Below are 17,978 nucleotides of genomic sequence, written 5' to 3'. Positions count from 1 at the left end.
AGTTAAGTGGAGGTCGCAGGCTGAGGTGACCTGCTCAGATGAAAGGGACACCTCATGGGAACGTCTGTGGATCGCTCAGTATTCGACGAGGCGTATGTGGCGGGCACCGCACCGTGGGTGATCGGCGCGCCGCAAGAGGCGATCGTCGAGCTCGAACGGGGCGGTGAGATCGGGGGAGCGGTGCTCGACCCCGGCTGCGGCACCGGCGAGCACACCATCCTGCTGACCGAGCTCGGCTACGACGTGCTGGGCGTGGACTCGGCGCCGCACGCGATCGAACTCGCCCGCGCCAACGCCGCCGCCCGCGACGTGCCCGCGCGCTTCGAGTCCGCCGACGCGCTGGCGCTGACCGGCGGGCCCTTCGACACGGTCGTCGACAGCGCCCTGTTCCACGTCTTCGGGGAGGAGGACCAACTGCGCTACTTGCGCAGCCTGCACGGGGTGTGCCGGCCGGGGGCGACGGTCCACGTCCTGGCGCTGGCCGACGCCGAGCCCGCGCTCGGACCGCGCGTCGCCGAGTCGGTGTTCCCGCGCGTGTTCACCGATGGCTGGCGACTGGAGCGCGTCCGCCCGAGCACCTACCGGGGCGTCGCGCGCGGTGATCACGCGCAGGCCCACGGAGTCGCCGAGGGCGCGCAGGTGGACGTCCCCGCGTGGCTGGCCACCGCCACGCGGCTGTAGCGGTGGTGGTCCCGGCCTGGGAGCGGCTGGCATGCTGGGGCGCATGACCGAGGATGCCGCGTGCGCGGTCGCGCACGGTGAAGTGCCGGCCGAATCCGGGCAGCGAGTGCTGGCGGCGGTCTTCGCCTCGCCCGTCGCCGAACACCTGCTGCGCTACGGCCGGGACCTCGGCTACGCCACGATGCTCATCGAGCCCGACCCGGAACGTGCCGCGGGCCTGGACGCTCTGGCGGAGGTGCCGGAGCTGAGCCCCGGCACGGACCTGGTCGTCACCGACCACCACCGCGACGAGCTCGGACCGGTGCTGCGCGACGCGCTGCGGCACGAAGCCCGCTGGATCGGGATCATGGGCAACCCGCGCCACGAGGGCCCGCACGTCCAGGCCCTGCGCGACCTCGGCGTGGACGACGCGCAGATCGAGCGGGTGCACCGCCCCATCGGGCTCAACATCGGTTCGCGCACGCCGCCCGAGATCGCCATCGCCACGCTGGCCGGTCTCATCGCCGACCGCAACGGAAAACCGGGCGGCTTCGAGTTCTGATGCCGCTCGGGGAAGCGCACGGCGTCGGAGCAGCGCTCACGGCCGATCCCGTTCCTCGGGCAGCAACGAACCGAGCGGTCCGAGGTCGAGGTTGAGGTCTTCCGGGGAGAGCCCGAAGTGGTCCTGGAGCTCGGACATGGCCTCCGCCAGCTGCATGAGGCCGAGTCCGATCTCCTCGATCTGCTCCTCCGACAGATCGCCTTCGTCGACCCGGCGCAGCGCCTGCCGCTCCATGAGCTGACGCACGAGTTCGACCAGGGTGAGGACCAGGCGCACGAGGTCGCGCTTGATCGACTCGGAGTCCGCTTCGATCCGGTTCTGCAGGCGTCGCGATCGCGCGTGCGCGTCGTCGTTCGGCTCGGTCACGCCGGTGGTCCCTCCTGCCCCGTGGTCTCCGCGCGGATGGAGGTGATGAGCGCCCGCAGGGAGACCTGGACGAGGTCGACGTCCGCGAGCGAGATCGTGATGTCGCCGGCGATGACCACGCCCCCGGCCAGGAGCCGGTCCAGCAGGTCGACGAGCGCGACGTCCTGGGGTCCGCGCAGCTCCACCGGTGCCGGTTCCTCGGACGTCATCGCTGCTCCCGCTCGTCTTCCAGGATCGTGGCGAAGGAGTACGGCGGCCACGGCCCGGTGAGTTCGAACCTGAACTTCGGGTGGCCGTGCGCCAGCTCTCGCAGCTTCTCCTTGAACGAGCCCTCGCGGGTGTCGTCGACCAGGTAAGCGCCGTTGAGCACCATCACACCGTCGTAGCCCGCGAGCTCGCGGCTTTGCGGTGGGTGGGCGGTCGACTCCTCCGCCAGCTCGACCAGCGACGCGTGAACCTCGGCCGCGTGGTGCAGTGCCTCCTCCTTCGCCTGCTCACGGCTCTCCTCGCGGCGGCGGAGCCGCTGCAAGTACGCGGCGCCGGGCCGCTCGCCCCGGGGCTCGCTCGAACCGGGTTGACCGGCGGAGATGTCCGCGTACGCCTTGACGCCCCACTCCGTTCGGCCGGTGACCCGGTCGAGCACGGTCTCGAACCTGTCCGCCCGGTCCGCCAGGCACTCGCGCACGCGGCGGTCGCTGTAGTAGACGGTGGCGAACCCCATGGGCGCCACCGGCCGGACGCTCGCGGCCGCCTCGACGACCCGGTTGTGGTCGCGGACCGCCTTGCCCAGCCAGTCGAGATCCTCCAGGTTGCGGCGCAGCGCCGGTTCGCCGAACTCGTCCTCGGCGACGTCGCTGACCAGCGCGCTCAGGCCCGCGACCTCGACCCAGCGGACGGTCGAGCCGGCGATTCCCTCCAACTCGGACGGGAGGTTCGCGTCCTGTCCGCGAGCGATCGCGTACACGTAGGTCAACGGTTCAACCACCACGCCGCTCCTCGTCCTCTTCGGTGTTCGGGGGTGTCTCTGCGGAACCGGATTCGAGCTCGCGCACCCTCCGCTCCAGGCGGCGGTTCTCGTGAACGAGGTCGCGCTGCCCCGAGGACAGCGACGGGTCGTGCTCCCACCAGTCGATGCCCATCTCCCGTGCGCGTTCCACGGAGGCCACCACGAGCCGGAGCTTGATGGTGAGCAGCTCGATGTCGAGCAGGTTGACCCGGATGTCGCCGGCGATGACGATGCCCTTGTCGAGCACGCGTTCCAGGATGTCGGCGAGGTTCGCGGACTCGGACCGGGACGACAGCGCACCCGCCTGCCCGTACCTCGCCGGAGGGCCGGTCCTGCCACCGTTCGGCTCCGTCATCCGGGTCCTCCCTCGATCAGCGCTCGTTTCCGCGCCCTCGCGCGTAGCGGTCGACGCGGCGATACGAGACGAGCTCGCCGCTGTGGTCCACCGCCGCCTCGTACACGGCCAGGAGGTCCGTGCTGTCGGGCACGCGGCGGCTTTCGACGACTTCGACGCCCACGAGCCAGCCGTCGTCGGTGCGTTCCAGCGAGGTCACTCCCTCCGATTCGCGCCCGGTGAGCGCCGTGACGTGATCGACCGCGAGCTTCGCGGCCTCCGCGGCCCCGAGCTGCCGCGTCCGCTCCTGAGCGGGGACTTCCTGGCGACGTGGTGCGTTCTCCTGCTCCTCGTCGCGACGGCGACGTCGTCGCTCGGTGGGCTCCGACGCCCGACGCGACGGCGGGCGTTCCCTGCGCGGCTTCGCGTCGTCCCTGGCATCACCGGCCACTGCGGATCACGTCTCCTCGGTCAGGTTCTGCGCCTCCACCAGACGGTCCAACAGCGCCATCTGGAGGTCGTCCCGCTGCTCGTCGGTCAACTCCCCGACGGCGTGCGCGTCTTCGACCTTCGCCAGCTCGTTGCGCACCACCGCCGGGTCGTAGTACTCGGCCTCCGCCGCGTCCTTGAGCTTCTCCGCCACCCACACCGTCGCTCGGGCCGGTTTCAAGGGGAGGTCGAGGAACGCCGTGATCAAACCCATGTCAGTCCTCCGGCACGAAGTCGTACGGCGCGAGCGGGCCGATCTGGCGCAGGCCGATCCGCTCGGCCCACCGCTGCGCGAGTTCTCCGAGCGCGTCTTCGAAGTCGGAGACCTGATCCCGGTCGACGAGGAAGGACACGTGCAGGGCTTCCGATTCGCCGACGACGTCGTGGACTCGCGACCGCAGCGTCGCCGAGTCGGTCGCCAGGACCAGCTGCTCCGCATCGGCCCGGCGTTTGGCCACCACCGCGTCGTGGACCAGTTCTCCGAGCCGAACGCGTTCTTCGTAGGCGGCGTCCTCCGCGACACCGCGCAGCTGCTCCCGCAACTCGGCGATCACGGGGTCCTCCGCGACGACTTCGCGCAGGTGCGCATCGTCGAGGTAGGAACCGCGGACCGCGTACTGGATCGTGCCGTCGAGCTCGGCCAGCGCCGATGTGAACTCGTCGCGATGGGGTTCGAGGAGTTCGTCGGCGACGGCGTCGGCATCGGCGAGGACCGCGCCGAACCGCATGGGCAGCACGGTGGTCTCGACTGCGACGGCGTCCAGCACGCGTTCGTGCGCCAGCAGGTCGGCGGGTGTGCCGAGCGGACGGTTGATCTCCAGATCGCTGATCAAGGCCGACAGCCCACCACGTGACACCACGCGCACCTCGGATTCAACCCCGACAGTCGGGAGAGCACCAGGCCCGGCCTCCTGCTCACGCGTGATCCCGTACACGTACGCACCGTGCCTCGTCTCGGCGCGGCTCTGCTGGTGATCGGCCTGCGCGGTCATTCCTCCTTCTCCCTCCGCTGGGCGCTTCGCTTGGGTCGCGCCGGTTCCTTCTCCCGTTCGCGGCTGCTGTCGCGGAACTCGTCGACCGTGTCCTTGGCCGCCTCGATCACTCCCTTCGTCTTGCCCTGCGAACCGCTCTCGGTGACGCCCTCGACGAGCTCGGGCAGGTCCTTGCCGCCCTTCTCGTGCAGGTCCAGGCGGTTGGTCGCCTCGGCGAAGCGCAGGTAGGTGTCCACGCTGGCGACCACCACGCGCGCGTCGATGGTGATCAGCTCGATGCCGACGAGCGAGACGCGCACGAACGCATCGATCACCAAGCCCTTCTCCAAGATGAGGTCCACGACGTCGGCGAGACTGCTCGCCTGTTGCTTGGAAACAGCGGAACTTCGGCTCTGTTGGTTATTTGCCACCGTCACGGAAGCAGCCTCCCCGCGTTCGCAGCATCTGCGTCTTCGGTCTCTTCCTCGCGAGATCTTGTTCGGCATCCGAATGGATAAACTCGGAGTACCCCGGTTCTCGCGGAACACACCTCAGCGGGCAACGTTTTCGGTGATCAACGAAGGTGGCCGGGATGGGCCGCGTCGACCACGTCGTGAGGCCACTGTGGACGGCTTCGATCGGCTCCGAGGTCGCCTGCCGGGATCGCACCTGCCTCGACGCTTCCGCTGAGATCGAGTCGTGCGACGTGCCGGGCCTCCGAGTCTCGCCGGACCGTTGCGCGCTCGCGAACTCTCGCCCCGGCGGATCCGGGTGGTTATGCTCCGCGCACCCGACGACGGGTGCAGAAGGAGGCTTCAGGTTGACCGGGATCGCTTTTCGGGAACTGAGTCCGGTGTCCTTCCTGGAACGCGCGGCGGCGGTGTTCGCCGACCGGCCGGCGGTCGTCGACGGCGATCGCCGGGACACCTACGCCCAGCTCTGGGACCGCGCGCAGCGGCTGGCCGGGCTGCTGGCCGCGCGGGGAGTCGAACCCGGTGATCGGGTCGCGGTGCTCTCGCCGAACACCCACCTGCTGCTGGAGGCGCACTACGGCGTCCCGCTGGCCGGTGCGGTGCTGGTCGCGCTCAACACCCGGCTGGCCCCGTCGGAGATCGCCTACGTCGTGGAGCACAGCGGGGCGAGCCTGGTCCTGGTCGACGCCGAGTTCCGGGAGGTGCTGGGGGAGCGGTCGATCCCGGTGATCGACTCGGAGTCCTACGACGACCTGGTCGACGCGGCCGAACCGCACCGGGTCGAGGTGACCGACGAGCGGTCGCTGCTGTCGATCAACTACACCAGCGGCACCACCGGCCGCCCCAAGGGCGTCATGTACCACCACCGGGGCGCCTACCTGCAGGCCCTGGCGATGGCCTACCACGCCAAGCTCGACACCTCGTCCCAGTACCTGTGGACCCTGCCGATGTTCCACACCAACGGCTGGTGCTTCCCGTGGGCCGTGACGGCTGCCGGGGGCGTGCACCACTGCCTGCGCAAGGTCGATCCCGGGGAAGTCTGGCGCGCGATCGATGCCGAGGGCATCACGCACTTCTGCGCCGCGCCGACCGTGCTGACGATGCTCGCCGAACACCCCGACGCGCGGACGCTGGACCACGTGCTGCGCGTGTTCGCGGGTGGCGCACCGCCGTGGCCGGCGCTGCTGGCGAGGATGAGCGAGCTCGGGTTCGACATCCGCCACCTGTACGGGCTCACCGAGACCTTCGGCCCCGCCGTGGTCTGCGAGTGGCAACCGGAGTGGGACAGCGCTGACCCGGAGCGCCGGGCGTGGCTGATCGCCCGCCAGGGCATCGCCAACGTCGTCGCCGAACCGGTCCGCGTCACCGATCCCGAGGGCAACGACGTCCCCGCCGACGGGCGGACGCCGGGCGAGATCCTGCTGCGCGGCAACGATGTCATGCTCGGCTACTACCGCGACCCCGAGGCCACCGAGAACGCCACCCTCGACGGCTGGTTCCGCAGCGGCGACCTCGGCGTTCGCCACCCCGACGGCTACGTCGAACTGCGCGACCGCCTCAAGGACGTGATCATCTCCGGTGGCGAGAACATCACCTCCATCGAGGTCGAGAACGCCCTCACCGCCCACCCCGACGTGCTGGAGGCCGCGGTGGTCGCGGCGCCGCACAAGAAGTGGGGTGAGGTCCCGGTCGCCTTCGTCAGCCTGCGCGCGCGGTCGAGCGCGGGGGAGGCCGAGCTGATCGACTTCGTCCGCGCCCGCATCGCCGCGTTCAAGGCGCCGAAGAAGATCGCCTTCGGCGAGCTGCCCAAGACCTCCACCGGGAAGCTGCAGAAGAACGTGCTGCGAACCCGAGCCGTCGCCGACTGACCACGCTCCGCGACGATGCCGCGTCAGCTGGTCAGGACATCGGACAGCACCGCGGCCTGGCTGATGTCCGGGTGCTTGGTGCCCGTCAGCAGCGTCAGCCGCTTGCGCGCTGCCAGTTCGCGCAAGTGCCCGAGCGCTTCAGCTCGTTCCGGCCCGTCGAGCTCGGCGCGGTAGCGGCGGCGGAACTCGTCGAACTTCTCCGGGTCGTGGCCGTACCACTTGCGCAGCTCCGTCGACGGCGCGACTTCCTTGCACCACTCCGTGAGAGCGGCGTCGTCCTTGCTCATGCCGCGCGGCCAGACGCGATCCACCAGCACGCGGTTGCCATCCCGGTCGGCCGGTGCCTCGTAGATCCTGCGGACCTGAACGTCCGTTTTGCCCTTCGCCAACGTCGCTCTCCTCGTGGCGTGATGGCTGTCGCGCACAGTGATTCCCCCTTCGCCGTGCGCCGAAACCAGGCCGCCGACGTGCGCTGATGCTGCCCGGAGCGGAATGGCGCGGTGCTTCCCACGACCCCGGCCTGGATCGGGCGGGGCCGTTCGGGCGATACTCCGCAGATCGCTGATCCGCGTCGGGGCGGGTCGCGACGAGTTGAGGTAGGGGGCCGAGTGGCAGGGGAGATCGAGCTCAGCCGGCACGTCGAGGAGCACCACGAGGCCGCGGAGGCGACGGGCTCGAACGTGATCGGCGGGCTGCTGGGCCTGGCGAGCCGGGTGGGACGCGATGTCGCGCGCACCGGTATGGGCCTGGTCCGCGAACTGCCCGGTGGCGTCGAGGTGGAACGCCAGGTGCAGGCCATCGAGAAGGTCGTGGCCTCCGGCGTGCGGGTCTGGCTGGACTCCGTCGACGAACGCCAAGAGGACGAAGCGGAGCACCCGGATCCGGAGGCTCCCGAGGACGAGGACGTCGCCAACGGCCACGACGGGCTGCGCGAGGCGATGTCCGAGCTGCTGTTCCGCTCGGCGACCGCGAGCAAGGCCGAGGCCCGAGAAGGCCTCTACGCCGGAATCCTGCGGCTGATCACCCCGGACGAAGCCCGCATCCTCGCGGGACTCGGTGACGGTGCCGCCTATCCCGTGGTGCACGTCGCCGAGCGCGCCGGCATCGGCGGGACCAGCAGGTTCGCGCTCCGCAACGGCTCGACCGTCGGTCGTGCGGTGGGAGTGGCCCTGCACGAGGAGGTTCCGCTCTACCTCAGCCGCCTGCACGCGCTGGGACTGGTCGAGATCGGCCCCGAGCTGGAGGCCATGGACGACCAGTACGAGATCCTGCAGACCGAGTCGCGGATCCGGGAAGCGTTGCGCTCGGCGAAGTCGACGAAGGTGGTGCGCCGCAGCGTGCGGATCTCCGAGCTGGGCGCGCGGTTCTGGCAGCGATGCGATCCGACCGTCCTGCCGACCACCGGCGACGCGTTGAACGCGTAGTCGCGACAGGTATGGTCGCAGCCACTGCGGCGGGGTGCGCAGGCGGTTTCGGGGTTTTCCGGGGAAGGGTGTGAGATGGGCGCGATCCTCCAGGACTTCGGCGAGCACTGGATGCTCTACCTGTCGATCCCGCTCGTGGCCGCCTTGATCGGTTACGTCACCAAGATCCTCGCGATCAAGATGATGTTCTACCCGGTGGAGTTCCGCGGGAAGAAGCCGTTCCTGGGCTGGCAGGGCATCGTCCCCAAGCACGCGGCGAAGATGGCCGGCATCGCCTGCGACACGCTCACCGAACAGCTCCTGAGTCCGCAGGAGGTCGTCGAGCGGCTCGACCCCGAGCGCATCGTCGCCGAGGTCGAGAAACCGCTCCGGCACGCGATCGAGGAGATCGTCGAGGAGGTCGGCTCCACCTACCAGCCCGGCGTGTGGGAGGCGATGCCGAAGATCGTGCGGCGGGCCATGATCCAGCGGGTGCAGAACGACGCACCGCGCATGCTGGCCGAGATCATGGACGAGATCAAGTCCGATGTGGACAACGTCTTCGACCTCAAGTCCATGGTCGTCACCGCGCTCGTGCGGGACAAGGAGCTGCTGAACCGGATCTTCCTGGAGGCCGGCGGCAAGGAGTTCCAGTTCATCCGGCGCTCCGGCGCGGTGTTCGGCTTCATCATCGGCCTGGTGCAGATGTCGGCGTGGGTGCTGTTCAAGGCGCCGATCCTGATGCCGCTGTTCGGCCTGTTCACCGGGTGGTTCACCGACTGGCTCGCGCTGAAGATGATCTTCCGGCCGCAGCAGCCGACCACCTACTTCGGCCTCTTCGAGTGGCAGGGCCTGTTCCTCAAGCGCCGCAAGGAGGTCTCCGAGGCGTACGGCGAGCTGATCGCCAGGGAGATCGTCACCCCGCGCAACGTCATCGAAGAGGTGATGCGCGGACCGCTGTCGGACAAGGTGCTGGCGCTGGTGACGCGCAAGGTCGACGAGGAGCTCAGCAGGCGCACCAGCATCGCCAAACCGCTGGTGGTCTTCGCCGTCGGCGGGCGCCGCTACCAGGACCTCAAGGGCCGCATCGCCGAGATGGTGATGAGCAGGCTGCCGGAGACCATGAGCTACGTCGAGGACTACGCCGCCGACGCCATGGACATCCGCAACACCCTGGTCAGCAAGATGCAGGAGCTGGAGGCCGACGAGTTCGAGGAGCTGCTGCGCCCGGCCTTCCGCGAGGAGGAGTGGATGCTCATCGCCACCGGCGCGCTGCTGGGCTTCGGCGTCGGCGAGGTGCAGGTCCTCGCCCTGGAATTCCTCGCAAGCTAGACGGCGTCGGCCTCGACGGCGGTGTGGGTGCGGATGACGCGCGCGGGAACTCCGGCCAGCACGCTGTTGGGCGGATAGGTCCCGGCCGTCACCTGGGCGCCGGAGGCGACGATGGAGTTCTCGCCGATCTGAGCCCCGGCGAGGATGACCGATCCGGTGCTGATCACGGTCCCGGAACCGATGGTCACCGGGCGCACGGGCAGCGGCCACTGCGCGGCGACGGGCACGTCGGTGAGGTCGTGGCGGTGGTGGTGGTCGACGATCGTCACGCGGCTGGAGGTCCACACGTCGTCACCGAGCACCACCGACGACATCGCCAGGATCTCGGAGTTGCGACCGAGCACGCAGCGATCACCCAGCACGATCATCGGATCGCCGTCGCCCAGATCGGCTCCGGGCAGACCCGCGGAGAGCACCGAGTGCTCGTTGATGATGCAGTCCGAGCCGATGTGGATGCGTTCGGAGCCGGTCAGCGCTCCCTGCGGGAACGCGAGATGACTGCGGGCTCCCATCGACCCGAACCGGCGGCCTTCCCGGGTCCGCGCGGTAATGGCGGCGCCGTTGCGCGCCCACTGCCACCAAGCCCGCGTCAGCCGGCCCATCCAACGGTTCATCTGTCGACCTCGAACAACGACGCAACCCTGCGTTCCCACAACGAGCAAGCCCTACCCAGCGGTAGGGAAGCTACCGTAACGGGCCGCGCGTCGGTCCTCGAACACCCGTCGCGATGCTCCGGCGTTCCTCGCGCCCGGTGACCGCTGCTCATGAGCGTGCCGCCTCGCCGCCGAAGTCGCCGGTCACTCGCGCTCGGGGTGGGGCGAGTGACCGGCGAAGATCGACTTTGTGGCTGGAGGTGTCCGATGTGTGATTTGCTGGGGTTTGTGCCCGGCTCGCCGCGGGTTCGGCTCGCGAGCGGTGAAGCGAACGTACTGCGGAGGTGCGAGAAATGGGATTTCACCTGCACAGGAGGGTGAGACTGGGGCCGATCTACCTCAACGTCCACAACACGCGGATCACGTCGTGGGGGTTCAAGCTCGGCCGGTTCAGCCGGAACATGACGCACGGCAAGACGACCATCGACACCCCGGGGCCGGGGCGCTACACGTTCGACGGCAAGCGGCGGCGTCGGTGAGCTGAGTTGGTGAGAGGTGGACCGGAAGTGGGGTGGCATTCCGGTCCACCTCAGATCGTGGGGTTCTTACGGGGAGGTCTGCGACACCGCCGCGGGGGCGACGGCGGGCGCAGGTTCGGGGGTGGGTGCTGCGAGCGCCTGAGCCGTCGGGGCGATGGTGGCCATGGCCAGGACCGCGGCAGCGGCGAGACCATGCGTCAGGCGGGTGGGGTCCTCGCGAACGGACTCCGGGAGCACTTGGAGAAGACGCTGGCGGAACACGACCTTCCTTTCGGGAGCGCAGGGCTTGTCCGGGGGTGCGAGCGGAAGCGGTCCCAACCGTTCGGGGGCTCCGGCTGTCGTCGGGGACGGCTGCCGCCGTGACCCTTCCGTAACTCGCCTCATCGAAGGTAACCAGGGGTAGTCGCAGCTTCAAGATGCCTTCACGCGAACAGGGGATACACAGGCCTGCTACCCCTGATCGATTGCGGAGGGTAACTGAAGGTGTTCATGTGCGACCAGCGAAAACGCCTGCGCGCACGAGCGCGCGTGACGTCAGCCACAAGAGCAAGAAGTCCCTGGTCAGAGCGCCTTTTCGGTCGCGCCGGTGTTCGATTGCACGCCCTGGCGCGTGAGCGGGGTCACTGCGGGATCAGGGGCTGGGGTGCAGGTCCTGGGTGCCGATGACCCGGAGCAGGTCCAGCTTCTCCCTGGCGTCGGTGCCCTCCGCTGGGAAGTAGGCGAGCAGCTTGAGGTCCGAGTCCGGGGTGAGCAGGGTTTCGCAGTTGATCTCGACCACGCCGACCTCGGAGTGGATGAAGCGCTTCCGGTCCAGGTGGCGGATTCCGACCTCGTGCCGCTCCCAGAGCTCGCGGAACTCCTCGCTGCACTCCAGCAGGTCCTCGACCAGGCTGGTGATGTCCTGCTCGCCCGCGCGCCGGGAGTAGGTCGCGCGGAGGTCGCTGACCTGGGCCGCCGAGTTGTGCGTCCAGTCCTCGCCGGGCATCCCGGCCCGCACCTCGGGTTCGGTGAACCAGCGCCACACGATGCTGCGATGCCGCCCCCGGTACGACCGGTGGTCCCCCATGAGGGCGATGGCCAGCGGGTTCTGCCACAGGACCTCGTTGAGGTCGGTGCAGATGACGACCGGGACGTCGGTGAGCCGGTCGGCCAGGCTGATCAGGCCCGGGCGGACGTGCCCGCCCGCGCGGCGCGGCGGCGGGGTCAGGCCGGCCAGGTGGAACAGGTGGTCGCGCTCGTCCAGGTCGTACCGCAAGGCGCGCGCCAGACCGGCCACGACGGACTCGGACGGGTGCGAACCGCGCTGCTGCTCCAGGCGCGTGTAGTAGTCGGTGGAGATCCCGGCGAGCTGGGCGACCTCGTCCCGTCGCAGACCCGGGGTGCGCCGGCGGAGCCCCTCGGCCAGGCCGACGTCGGACGGGCGCAGCAGCGCGCGGCGGCGGCGAAGGAAGTCGGCGAGTCCCGGTCGGTCGATCACGCCACCCATTCTCGACCTGACCGCGCCCGGCAGCCAGGGAGCGCGCGTCCCTGGATGAAGCGGGCCTGTGCGCCCTCGGCGGGAGCGGCCACGGTGGTGGCATGACAGCTCAGCTCACCACCCGCCGCCTCGGCGTCACCGGTCCCACCGCCACCTCGCCCGGACTCGGCTGCATGGGCCTGTCCGGCGTCTACGGCCGGACCGACGACGACCAGAGCCTGAAGGTCATCCACGCCTACCTCGACGCAGGGGGCAACGTCCTCGACACCGGCGACTTCTACGGTCACGGCCACAACGAGATGCTCATCGGCCGCGCGCTCCGGGAACGGGACCGCGACGAGGTCGTGCTCTCGGTGAAGTTCGGCGCCATGCGCGGGCCGGACGGCGCCTCGCTCGGCATCGACGCGCGTCCCGAGGCGGTGCAGAACTTCCTGCACTTCTCCCTGCAGCGCCTCGGCGTCGACCACGTCGACGTCTACCGGCCCGCCAGGCTCGACCCCGACGTCCCCATCGAGGAGACCATCGGCGCGATGGCCGAGCTGGTCGACAAGGGCTACGTCCGCCACATCGGCCTCAGCGAGGTCGGCGCGGACACCCTCCGCCGCGCCGCGTCCGCGGCACCCATCAGCGACCTGCAGATCGAGTACTCGATGCTCACCCGCACGATCGAGGACGAGATCCTGCCGACCTGCCGGGAGCTCGGCATCGGCATCACCGCCTACGGCGTGCTCTCCCGGGGGCTCATCGGCGGCAGCGGTGCCATCGGCGGCGGCCTGTCGTTCATGCCCCGCTTCCAGGAGGGCAACCGCGAGCACAACCAAGCGCTGGTCGACCGGGTGCGCGAGATCGCGGCCGAGAAGGACGCGACCGTCGCGCAACTGGCCATCGCCTGGGTCGCCGCGCAGGGCGAGGACGTCCTGCCCGTCGTCGGCGCGCGGCGCCTGGAGCAGGTCGACTCGATGATCGGCAGCAACGCCGTCGCGCTCGACGCGGGCGACCTCGCGCGGATCGACGAGCTCATCCCGCGCGACGCGGTGCGTGGCGACCGCTATCCGACCGCGTTCATGGCCCAGCTCGACAGCGAGAGGTGACCCGCCCTCAGGGCTTGCGGGCGATCAGGCCGTACTGGGGGACGCTCGGCTCGGACTCGTCCGGGTTGCGCCAGCGGGCGCAGGAGACGATCCCGGGCTCGAGGACCTCGAGGCCCTCGACGAACGCCGCGATCTCGTCCCCGCCCCTGGCGGTGATCGGGGGAGTGGCGTTGTCGTTCCAGAACGCCATCGCCTCCCGGTTGGCCTCGCCGTCGAGCTCGGTCGTCGGGTGGCTGATCACCACGTAGCTGCCGGACGGGATCGCCTCCACCAGCTGCCTGACGATGGCGGTGGCCTGGGCGGTGTCGGGGATGAAGTTGAGGATCCCCAGCAGCATCACGGCCACCGGGCTCTGGAGGTTCAGCGTCCGCGAGGCCGCCCGCAGGATCTCGCCCGGGTGCCGGGCGTCGGCCTCGATGTAGTCGGTGCGGCCGAGCGTCGAGCTGGTCAGCAGCGCGCGGGCGTGGGTGAGCACCAGCGGATCGTTGTCGACGTAGACGACGTGCGAGTCCGAGGCGATCCGCTGCGCCACCTGGTGGGTGTTGTCGGCCGACGGCAGCCCGGTCCCGATGTCGAGGTACTGGCGGATGCCGGCCTCACCGGCCAGGTGGGCGACCGCGCGCTTGAGGAAGGCGCGGTCGGCGCGGGCCACGTCGGCGATCAGCGGGAACATGTCCTGGATGTGGTCGCCGACGTTGCGGTCGACCTCGTAGTTGTCCTTGCCGCCCAGCCAGTGGTTCCACACCCGCGCGTTGTGCGCGACCGTGGTGTTCACGCCTCGAAGTGGAGTGCCGGCCGTCCAGTCGCTCATCTGCCCCGCTTCCTCCGAAAACCCGTTCTCAGACGCGAAGTCTAAACGCCCGGTCACTCCTCCGGGGCGGCCAAGGCGTCGAGCACGCCTTGGCCGTAGCGGTTGAGCTTGCCCTCGCCGACGCCGCTGATCGTGGCCAGTTCGTCCAACGTCGACGGTGCGACGGTGGCGATCTGCCGCAGCGTCGAGTCGTGGAAGATGATGAACGGCGCCTTGCCCTCCTCGCGGGCCACCTCCATCCGCCACGCGCGCAGCTTCTGGAAGACCGGCTCGACCTCGGGCGGCATGTCCTGCGGCACCCGCTTGGAATCCCGGGCCTTCGCCTTGGCCGCGGGCTTCTTCGCGGGCTCGGTGCGCAGCCACACCTGCCGCGGCTCTTCGCGGCGCAGCACCTCGGAGCTGGTGTCGGTGAGCACCAGCGTGCCGTAATCGCCTTCGACGGCGAGCAGGCTCTGGGCCAGCAGCTGACGGATCACACCGCGCCACTCGTTGTCGCTGATGTCGGCGCCCACGCCGAAGACGCTGAGCTCGTCGTGGCGGAACTGCTCGACCTTCGAGGTCTTCTTGCCGCGCAGGATGTCGATGATCTGCCCGGCCCCGAACTTCTGGTTGCGCTCCCGCTGCAACCGCACGACGGTCGACAGCAGCTTCTGCGCGGCGACCGTGCCGTCCCAGGACTCCGGCGGGTTCAGGCACGTGTCGCAGTTGCCGCACGGGCTCGAATCCGGCTGGCCGAAGTAGTCGAGGAGCTGCGAACGCCGGCACTTCACCGTCTCGCACAGCGCCAGCATCGAGTCCAGGTGCCTGCTCTGGGTGCGGCGGTGCGCCTCGTCGCCCTCGGAGTTGTCGATGAGCTTGCGCTGCTGCACCACGTCCTGCAGGCCGTAGGCCATCCACGCGGTCGAGGGCAGTCCGTCGCGACCCGCGCGACCGGTCTCCTGGTAGTAGCCCTCGATCGACTTGGGCAGGTCCAGATGCGCCACGAACCGCACGTCGGGCTTGTCGATACCCATGCCGAAGGCGATCGTGGCGACCATGACCAGCCCGTCCTCGCGCAGGAACCGGGACTGGTGCTTCGCGCGCACCGCCTTGTCCAGGCCCGCGTGGTAGGGCAGCGCGGTGACGCCGTTGGCGGTGAGGAACTCGGCGGTGCGCTCGACCTCGGCGCGGGAGAGCCGGTAGACGATGCCGGACTCGCCCAGGTGCTCGGTCTGCAGCAGCTGCAGCAGCTGCCTGCGGGCGTCGCTCTTGGGCGCGATCCGGTACTGGATGTTGGGCCGGTCGAAGTCGGAGACGAAGTGCCGCGCCTCGGTCAGCTGCAGGCGGGTGGCGATCTCCTGCCGGGTGGCGGGCGTGGCGGTGGCGGTCAGCGCAATGCGCGGCACGTCGGGCCAGCGCTCGTGCAGGACGGACAGCGCCAGGTAGTCGGGCCGGAAGTCGTGACCCCACTGCGCCACGCAGTGCGCCTCGTCGATGGCGAAGACCGCGACCTCGCCGCGCGCGAGCAGCTCCAGCGTCGAGTCGAGCCGGAGGCGTTCGGGGGCGAGGTAGAGCAGGTCCAGCTCGCCGTTGAGGTAGGCGTCCTCGGTGTCGCGGCGCTGCTGGTAGCTCTGCGTGGAGTTGAGGAATCCCGCTCGCACGCCCAGCGCGCCGAGCGCGTCGACCTGGTCCTGCATCAGGGCGATCAGCGGGGAGACGACGACGCCGACTCCGGGGCGCACCAGCGCCGGGACCTGGTAGCACAGCGACTTGCCGCCGCCGGTGGGCATGAGCACGAGGGCGTCGCCACCTGCGACCACGTGGTCGATGATCTCCTGCTGGGTGCCCCGGAAGGAGTCGTAGCCGAAGACTCGTCGCAGGACCTGCAGGGGTTCGGTGGTCTGGTCGGTCGCGGTTTCAGGAGACGCCACGGCGGGCATCTTACGCAGCGGGCCGGACGTCCCCGGGTGCCCACACGCCACCGGTGAGTCGGCTCGGGAAGGCGCTCGGATGTGACCTGCGTCGCCTTGGAGGAGTGCCGTGGTTCCCCTGGAATACTTCGTAGGGAAGACTCGTTCCCGGAAGTAGTTGAAGCTCGTACAAAAAAGCGGGCTCGGGTTCAGTAGGGAGTTCACAATGCAGTTCGGGATCTTCTCGGTCAGTGACGTGACGACTGACCCGACCACCGGCCGGACCCCGACCGAGGCCGAGCGGATTCAGGCGATGGTGCGGATCGCGCTCAAGGCCGAAGAGGTCGGACTCGACGTCTTCGCCACCGGCGAGCACCACAACCCGCCGTTCGTGGCCTCCTCGCCGACGACGATGCTCGGCTACATCGCGGCCCAGACCAAGAACCTCGTCCTGTCGACCTCCACCACGCTGATCACCACGAACGACCCGGTGAAGATCGCCGAGGACTTCGCGATGCTGCAGCACCTGGCGGGCGGCCGGATGGACGTGATGATGGGCCGCGGCAACACCGGGCCGGTCTACCCGTGGTTCGGCCAGGACATCCGGCAGGGCATCCCGCTGGCCATCGAGAACTACGCGCTGCTGCGCCGGTTGTGGCGCGAGGACGTCGTCGACTGGGAGGGCAAGTTCCGCACCCCGCTCCAGTCGTTCACCGCGACCCCGCGTCCGCTCGACGGCGTGGCTCCGTTCGTGTGGCACGGCTCGATCCGCTCGCCCGAGATCGCCGAGCAGGCCGCCTACTACGGCGACGGGTTCTTCCACAACAACATCTTCTGGCCGGCCGAGCACACCAAGCGCATGGTGCGGCTCTACCGGCAGCGCTACGAGCACTACGGGCACGGCAAGGCCGACCAGGCCATCGTCGGGCTCGGCGGCCAGGTGTTCATGCGCAAGAACTCCCAGGACGCAGTCCGCGAGTTCCGGCCCTACTTCGACAACGCCCCGGTCTACGGCGGCGGACCGTCGCTGGAGGACTTCAGCCAGGCCACCCCGCTCACCGTCGGCAGCCCGCAGCAGGTCATCGACCGCACGCTGAGCTTCCGCGAGAACGTCGGCGACTACCAGCGCCAGCTGTTCCTGATGGACCACGCCGGTCTGCCGCTCAAGACGGTGCTGGAGCAGCTCGACATCCTCGGCGAGGAGGTCGTGCCGGTGCTGCGCGAGGAGTTCGCCAAGCTCAAGCCCGCGCACGTGCCGGACGCCCCGACCCACCAGTCCCTGCTCGCGGCCAAGCAGCAGGACGAGCAGAAGCAGGAGGTCGCGAAATGAGCGAGCGCGACATCGTCGTGATCTCGGCCGGGCTCAGCACCCCGTCCTCGACGCGGATGCTGGCCGACCGGCTGGCCGCGGCCACCGCGCGCAACACCCCGGTCAACGTCCGGGTCGTGGAGCTGCGGGACCACGCCACCGACATCGCCAACAACTTCGTCACCGGCTTCGCCGGCCCGGAGCTGGAGGAGGTGCTCGAAGCGGTCCGCGAGGCCGACGGGCTGATCGCGATCACCCCGATCTTCCAGGCGTCCTACAGCGGGCTGTTCAAGTCCTTCTTCGACGTGATCGACAAGGACGCTCTGGCGGGCACGCCGGTGGTCATCGGTGCGACCGGTGGTTCGGCCCGGCACTCGCTGGCGCTGGAGCACGCGATGCGGCCGATGTTCGCCTACCTGCACGCCGTGGTCGCGCCGACCTCGGTGTACGCGGCCTCGGAGGACTGGGCCACCGGTGGTGACAGCACGCTGGCCGACCGCGTCGAGCGCGCGGCAGGCGAGCTGGCCGCGCTCATCGAGCAGCGACCGGCGGTCCGGGCCGCCGACCCGTTCGACGAGCCGGTCCCGTTCGAACAGCTCCTGGCGCAGCAGCAGAACTGAGGGCTGTTCAGGGCTCATCTGCTTGGCGGTGCGAGCTGAGTCCCACACCTGAAGCAGCGGCTACCGCCGCCTTCTGCAACAGCCCTGAGAAGCACCGCGCACGCCCGCTCCCACCGCCGATCGCGGGGGAGCGGGCGTGCGCGCGCTGGAATCCGCTGCGACCGGTGCGCTGCGGCGACTACCGT

General features: G+C 69.7%; 23 protein-coding genes. 9 read left to right on the top strand and 14 right to left on the bottom strand.

The genetic code is table 11. The features are described from left to right. Positions 1-66: 66 nt before the first annotated feature. Both KBO27_RS30020 and KBO27_RS30015 read left to right on the top strand, forming a co-directional pair. Positions 67-681 carry a class I SAM-dependent methyltransferase gene (locus tag KBO27_RS30020; protein WP_307870701.1) on the top strand — a complete coding sequence of 205 codons (615 nt, stop codon included), beginning with the start codon at positions 67-69 and terminating at the stop codon, positions 679-681. Between the two features lie 43 nt (positions 682-724). Continuing rightward, on the top strand, positions 725-1,222 hold the full coding sequence (locus KBO27_RS30015; RefSeq protein WP_210973214.1) for an XdhC family protein: 498 nt from the start codon (positions 725-727) through the stop codon (positions 1,220-1,222). 36 nt (positions 1,223-1,258) lie between these two features. On the opposite strand, the gene KBO27_RS30010 is transcribed toward KBO27_RS30015, so the two are convergent. From KBO27_RS30010 to gvpJ, 8 genes are read right to left on the bottom strand one after another with little or no spacing between them, the layout of a single operon-like run. Next, positions 1,259-1,588, bottom strand: a complete 330-nt coding sequence (locus KBO27_RS30010; protein WP_210973213.1) for a gas vesicle protein K — start codon at positions 1,586-1,588, stop codon at positions 1,259-1,261. Continuing rightward, positions 1,585-1,797, bottom strand: coding sequence for a gas vesicle protein (locus tag KBO27_RS30005; RefSeq protein WP_210973212.1), 213 nt, complete (start codon positions 1,795-1,797; stop codon positions 1,585-1,587). The genes KBO27_RS30010 and KBO27_RS30005 overlap by 4 nt, the downstream gene beginning before the upstream one ends. Then, the gene (locus KBO27_RS30000) at positions 1,794-2,573 is read right to left on the bottom strand and encodes a GvpL/GvpF family gas vesicle protein (RefSeq protein WP_210973211.1); all 780 of its coding nucleotides are present in this window, start codon (positions 2,571-2,573) and stop codon (positions 1,794-1,796) included. Before KBO27_RS30000 ends, KBO27_RS30005 begins: the two co-directional genes overlap by 4 nt. Then, on the bottom strand, positions 2,566-2,949 hold the full coding sequence (locus KBO27_RS29995) for a gas vesicle protein (protein WP_210973210.1): 384 nt from the start codon (positions 2,947-2,949) through the stop codon (positions 2,566-2,568). The genes KBO27_RS30000 and KBO27_RS29995 overlap by 8 nt, the downstream gene beginning before the upstream one ends. 16 nt (positions 2,950-2,965) lie before the next feature. Beyond that, on the bottom strand, positions 2,966-3,379 hold the full coding sequence (locus KBO27_RS34045; RefSeq protein ID WP_210973209.1) for a gas vesicle protein GvpO: 414 nt from the start codon (positions 3,377-3,379) through the stop codon (positions 2,966-2,968). Between the two features lie 6 nt (positions 3,380-3,385). Next, positions 3,386-3,631: a gas vesicle protein GvpG gene (locus KBO27_RS29985; protein ID WP_210973208.1), complete on the bottom strand. Its 246-nt coding sequence runs from the start codon at positions 3,629-3,631 to the stop codon at positions 3,386-3,388. A 1-nt stretch (position 3,632) separates the two neighbouring features. Next, complete coding sequence (locus KBO27_RS29980) at positions 3,633-4,409, bottom strand: GvpL/GvpF family gas vesicle protein (RefSeq protein ID WP_210973207.1); 777 nt, start codon at positions 4,407-4,409, stop codon at positions 3,633-3,635. After that, the gene (gvpJ, locus tag KBO27_RS29975) at positions 4,406-4,825 is read right to left on the bottom strand and encodes a gas vesicle protein GvpJ (RefSeq protein ID WP_372448891.1); all 420 of its coding nucleotides are present in this window, start codon (positions 4,823-4,825) and stop codon (positions 4,406-4,408) included. Before gvpJ ends, KBO27_RS29980 begins: the two co-directional genes overlap by 4 nt. Before the next feature lie 383 nt (positions 4,826-5,208). On the opposite strand from gvpJ, the gene KBO27_RS29970 reads away from it, so the two are divergent. Then, positions 5,209-6,729, top strand: coding sequence for an acyl--CoA ligase family protein (locus tag KBO27_RS29970; protein WP_246538439.1), 1,521 nt, complete (start codon positions 5,209-5,211; stop codon positions 6,727-6,729). A gap of 23 nt (positions 6,730-6,752) precedes the next feature. On the opposite strand, the gene KBO27_RS29965 is transcribed toward KBO27_RS29970, so the two are convergent. Continuing rightward, complete coding sequence (locus tag KBO27_RS29965; protein ID WP_210973204.1) at positions 6,753-7,118, bottom strand: DUF488 domain-containing protein; 366 nt, start codon at positions 7,116-7,118, stop codon at positions 6,753-6,755. Between the two features lie 219 nt (positions 7,119-7,337). Here KBO27_RS29965 and KBO27_RS34040 point away from each other — a divergent pair, with 219 nt between their 5' ends. After that, positions 7,338-8,153 (top strand): Abi-alpha family protein, encoded by an 816-nt coding sequence (locus tag KBO27_RS34040; protein WP_210973203.1) that lies wholly within the window; start codon positions 7,338-7,340, stop codon positions 8,151-8,153. A gap of 75 nt (positions 8,154-8,228) precedes the next feature. Next, the gene (locus KBO27_RS29955; protein ID WP_210973202.1) at positions 8,229-9,464 is read left to right on the top strand and encodes a DUF445 domain-containing protein; all 1,236 of its coding nucleotides are present in this window, start codon (positions 8,229-8,231) and stop codon (positions 9,462-9,464) included. Here the strand turns inward: KBO27_RS29955 and KBO27_RS29950 are convergent. Then, on the bottom strand, positions 9,461-10,078 hold the full coding sequence (locus KBO27_RS29950) for an acyltransferase (protein ID WP_210973201.1): 618 nt from the start codon (positions 10,076-10,078) through the stop codon (positions 9,461-9,463). The two genes, KBO27_RS29955 and KBO27_RS29950, sit on opposite strands and share 4 nt — an antisense overlap. 332 nt (positions 10,079-10,410) lie before the next feature. On the opposite strand from KBO27_RS29950, the gene KBO27_RS29945 reads away from it, so the two are divergent. Continuing rightward, entirely contained in the window at positions 10,411-10,596 is a 186-nt protein-coding gene (locus KBO27_RS29945) for a DUF4236 domain-containing protein (protein ID WP_132676175.1), read from the top strand. Between the two features lie 66 nt (positions 10,597-10,662). On the opposite strand, the gene KBO27_RS29940 is transcribed toward KBO27_RS29945, so the two are convergent. Next, the gene (locus KBO27_RS29940; RefSeq protein WP_210973200.1) at positions 10,663-10,857 is read right to left on the bottom strand and encodes a hypothetical protein; all 195 of its coding nucleotides are present in this window, start codon (positions 10,855-10,857) and stop codon (positions 10,663-10,665) included. Between the two features lie 370 nt (positions 10,858-11,227). Next, positions 11,228-12,073, bottom strand: a complete 846-nt coding sequence (locus tag KBO27_RS29935; protein WP_210973199.1) for a helix-turn-helix transcriptional regulator — start codon at positions 12,071-12,073, stop codon at positions 11,228-11,230. 101 nt (positions 12,074-12,174) lie between these two features. Here KBO27_RS29935 and KBO27_RS29930 point away from each other — a divergent pair, with 101 nt between their 5' ends. Beyond that, complete coding sequence (locus KBO27_RS29930) at positions 12,175-13,164, top strand: aldo/keto reductase (protein WP_246538438.1); 990 nt, start codon at positions 12,175-12,177, stop codon at positions 13,162-13,164. Positions 13,165-13,171: 7 nt separating this feature from the next. Here KBO27_RS29930 and KBO27_RS29925 read toward each other — a convergent pair whose 3' ends face one another. Further along, a complete protein-coding gene (locus KBO27_RS29925) occupies positions 13,172-13,975 on the bottom strand; it encodes an SAM-dependent methyltransferase (protein WP_210973198.1) in 804 nt (267 codons plus the stop codon). Between the two features lie 53 nt (positions 13,976-14,028). Next, positions 14,029-15,894 (bottom strand): DNA helicase RecQ, encoded by a 1,866-nt coding sequence (gene recQ / locus KBO27_RS29920; RefSeq protein ID WP_210973197.1) that lies wholly within the window; start codon positions 15,892-15,894, stop codon positions 14,029-14,031. 196 nt (positions 15,895-16,090) lie between these two features. Between recQ and KBO27_RS29915 the strand changes: the two genes are divergently transcribed. Then, entirely contained in the window at positions 16,091-17,194 is a 1,104-nt protein-coding gene (locus KBO27_RS29915) for an LLM class flavin-dependent oxidoreductase (RefSeq protein ID WP_210973196.1), read from the top strand. After that, on the top strand, positions 17,191-17,793 hold the full coding sequence (locus KBO27_RS29910; RefSeq protein ID WP_210973195.1) for an FMN reductase: 603 nt from the start codon (positions 17,191-17,193) through the stop codon (positions 17,791-17,793). The genes KBO27_RS29915 and KBO27_RS29910 overlap by 4 nt, the downstream gene beginning before the upstream one ends. Positions 17,794-17,978 lie beyond the last annotated feature (185 nt).

This window comes from Saccharopolyspora endophytica, from assembly GCF_018070075.1.
GTDB lineage: Bacteria > Actinomycetota > Actinomycetes > Mycobacteriales > Pseudonocardiaceae > Saccharopolyspora > Saccharopolyspora endophytica.
The sequence above is the reverse complement of the archived record's forward strand: the minus strand, read 5'-3'. Positions and strand labels throughout refer to the sequence as shown.

What these genes read in the sequence shown, in the direction of transcription:
- KBO27_RS30005 (WP_210973212.1), bottom strand. Translation starts at nt 1,797, where the DNA reads ATGACGTCCGAGGAACCGGCACCGGTGGAGCTGCGCGGACCCCAGGAC.
- KBO27_RS29980 (WP_210973207.1), bottom strand. Translation starts at nt 4,409, where the DNA reads ATGACCGCGCAGGCCGATCACCAGCAGAGCCGCGCCGAGACGAGGCAC.
- KBO27_RS29950 (WP_210973201.1), bottom strand. Translation starts at nt 10,078, where the DNA reads ATGAACCGTTGGATGGGCCGGCTGACGCGGGCTTGGTGGCAGTGGGCG.
- KBO27_RS29930 (WP_246538438.1), top strand. Translation starts at nt 12,175, where the DNA reads ATGACAGCTCAGCTCACCACCCGCCGCCTCGGCGTCACCGGTCCCACC.
- KBO27_RS29915 (WP_210973196.1), top strand. Translation starts at nt 16,091, where the DNA reads ATGCAGTTCGGGATCTTCTCGGTCAGTGACGTGACGACTGACCCGACC.
- KBO27_RS29995 (WP_210973210.1), bottom strand. Translation starts at nt 2,949, where the DNA reads ATGACGGAGCCGAACGGTGGCAGGACCGGCCCTCCGGCGAGGTACGGG.
- KBO27_RS29910 (WP_210973195.1), top strand. Translation starts at nt 17,191, where the DNA reads ATGAGCGAGCGCGACATCGTCGTGATCTCGGCCGGGCTCAGCACCCCG.
- recQ (WP_210973197.1), bottom strand. Translation starts at nt 15,894, where the DNA reads ATGCCCGCCGTGGCGTCTCCTGAAACCGCGACCGACCAGACCACCGAA.
- KBO27_RS29925 (WP_210973198.1), bottom strand. Translation starts at nt 13,975, where the DNA reads ATGAGCGACTGGACGGCCGGCACTCCACTTCGAGGCGTGAACACCACG.
- KBO27_RS30015 (WP_210973214.1), top strand. Translation starts at nt 725, where the DNA reads ATGACCGAGGATGCCGCGTGCGCGGTCGCGCACGGTGAAGTGCCGGCC.
- KBO27_RS29955 (WP_210973202.1), top strand. Translation starts at nt 8,229, where the DNA reads ATGGGCGCGATCCTCCAGGACTTCGGCGAGCACTGGATGCTCTACCTG.
- KBO27_RS29985 (WP_210973208.1), bottom strand. Translation starts at nt 3,631, where the DNA reads ATGGGTTTGATCACGGCGTTCCTCGACCTCCCCTTGAAACCGGCCCGA.
- KBO27_RS29945 (WP_132676175.1), top strand. Translation starts at nt 10,411, where the DNA reads ATGGGATTTCACCTGCACAGGAGGGTGAGACTGGGGCCGATCTACCTC.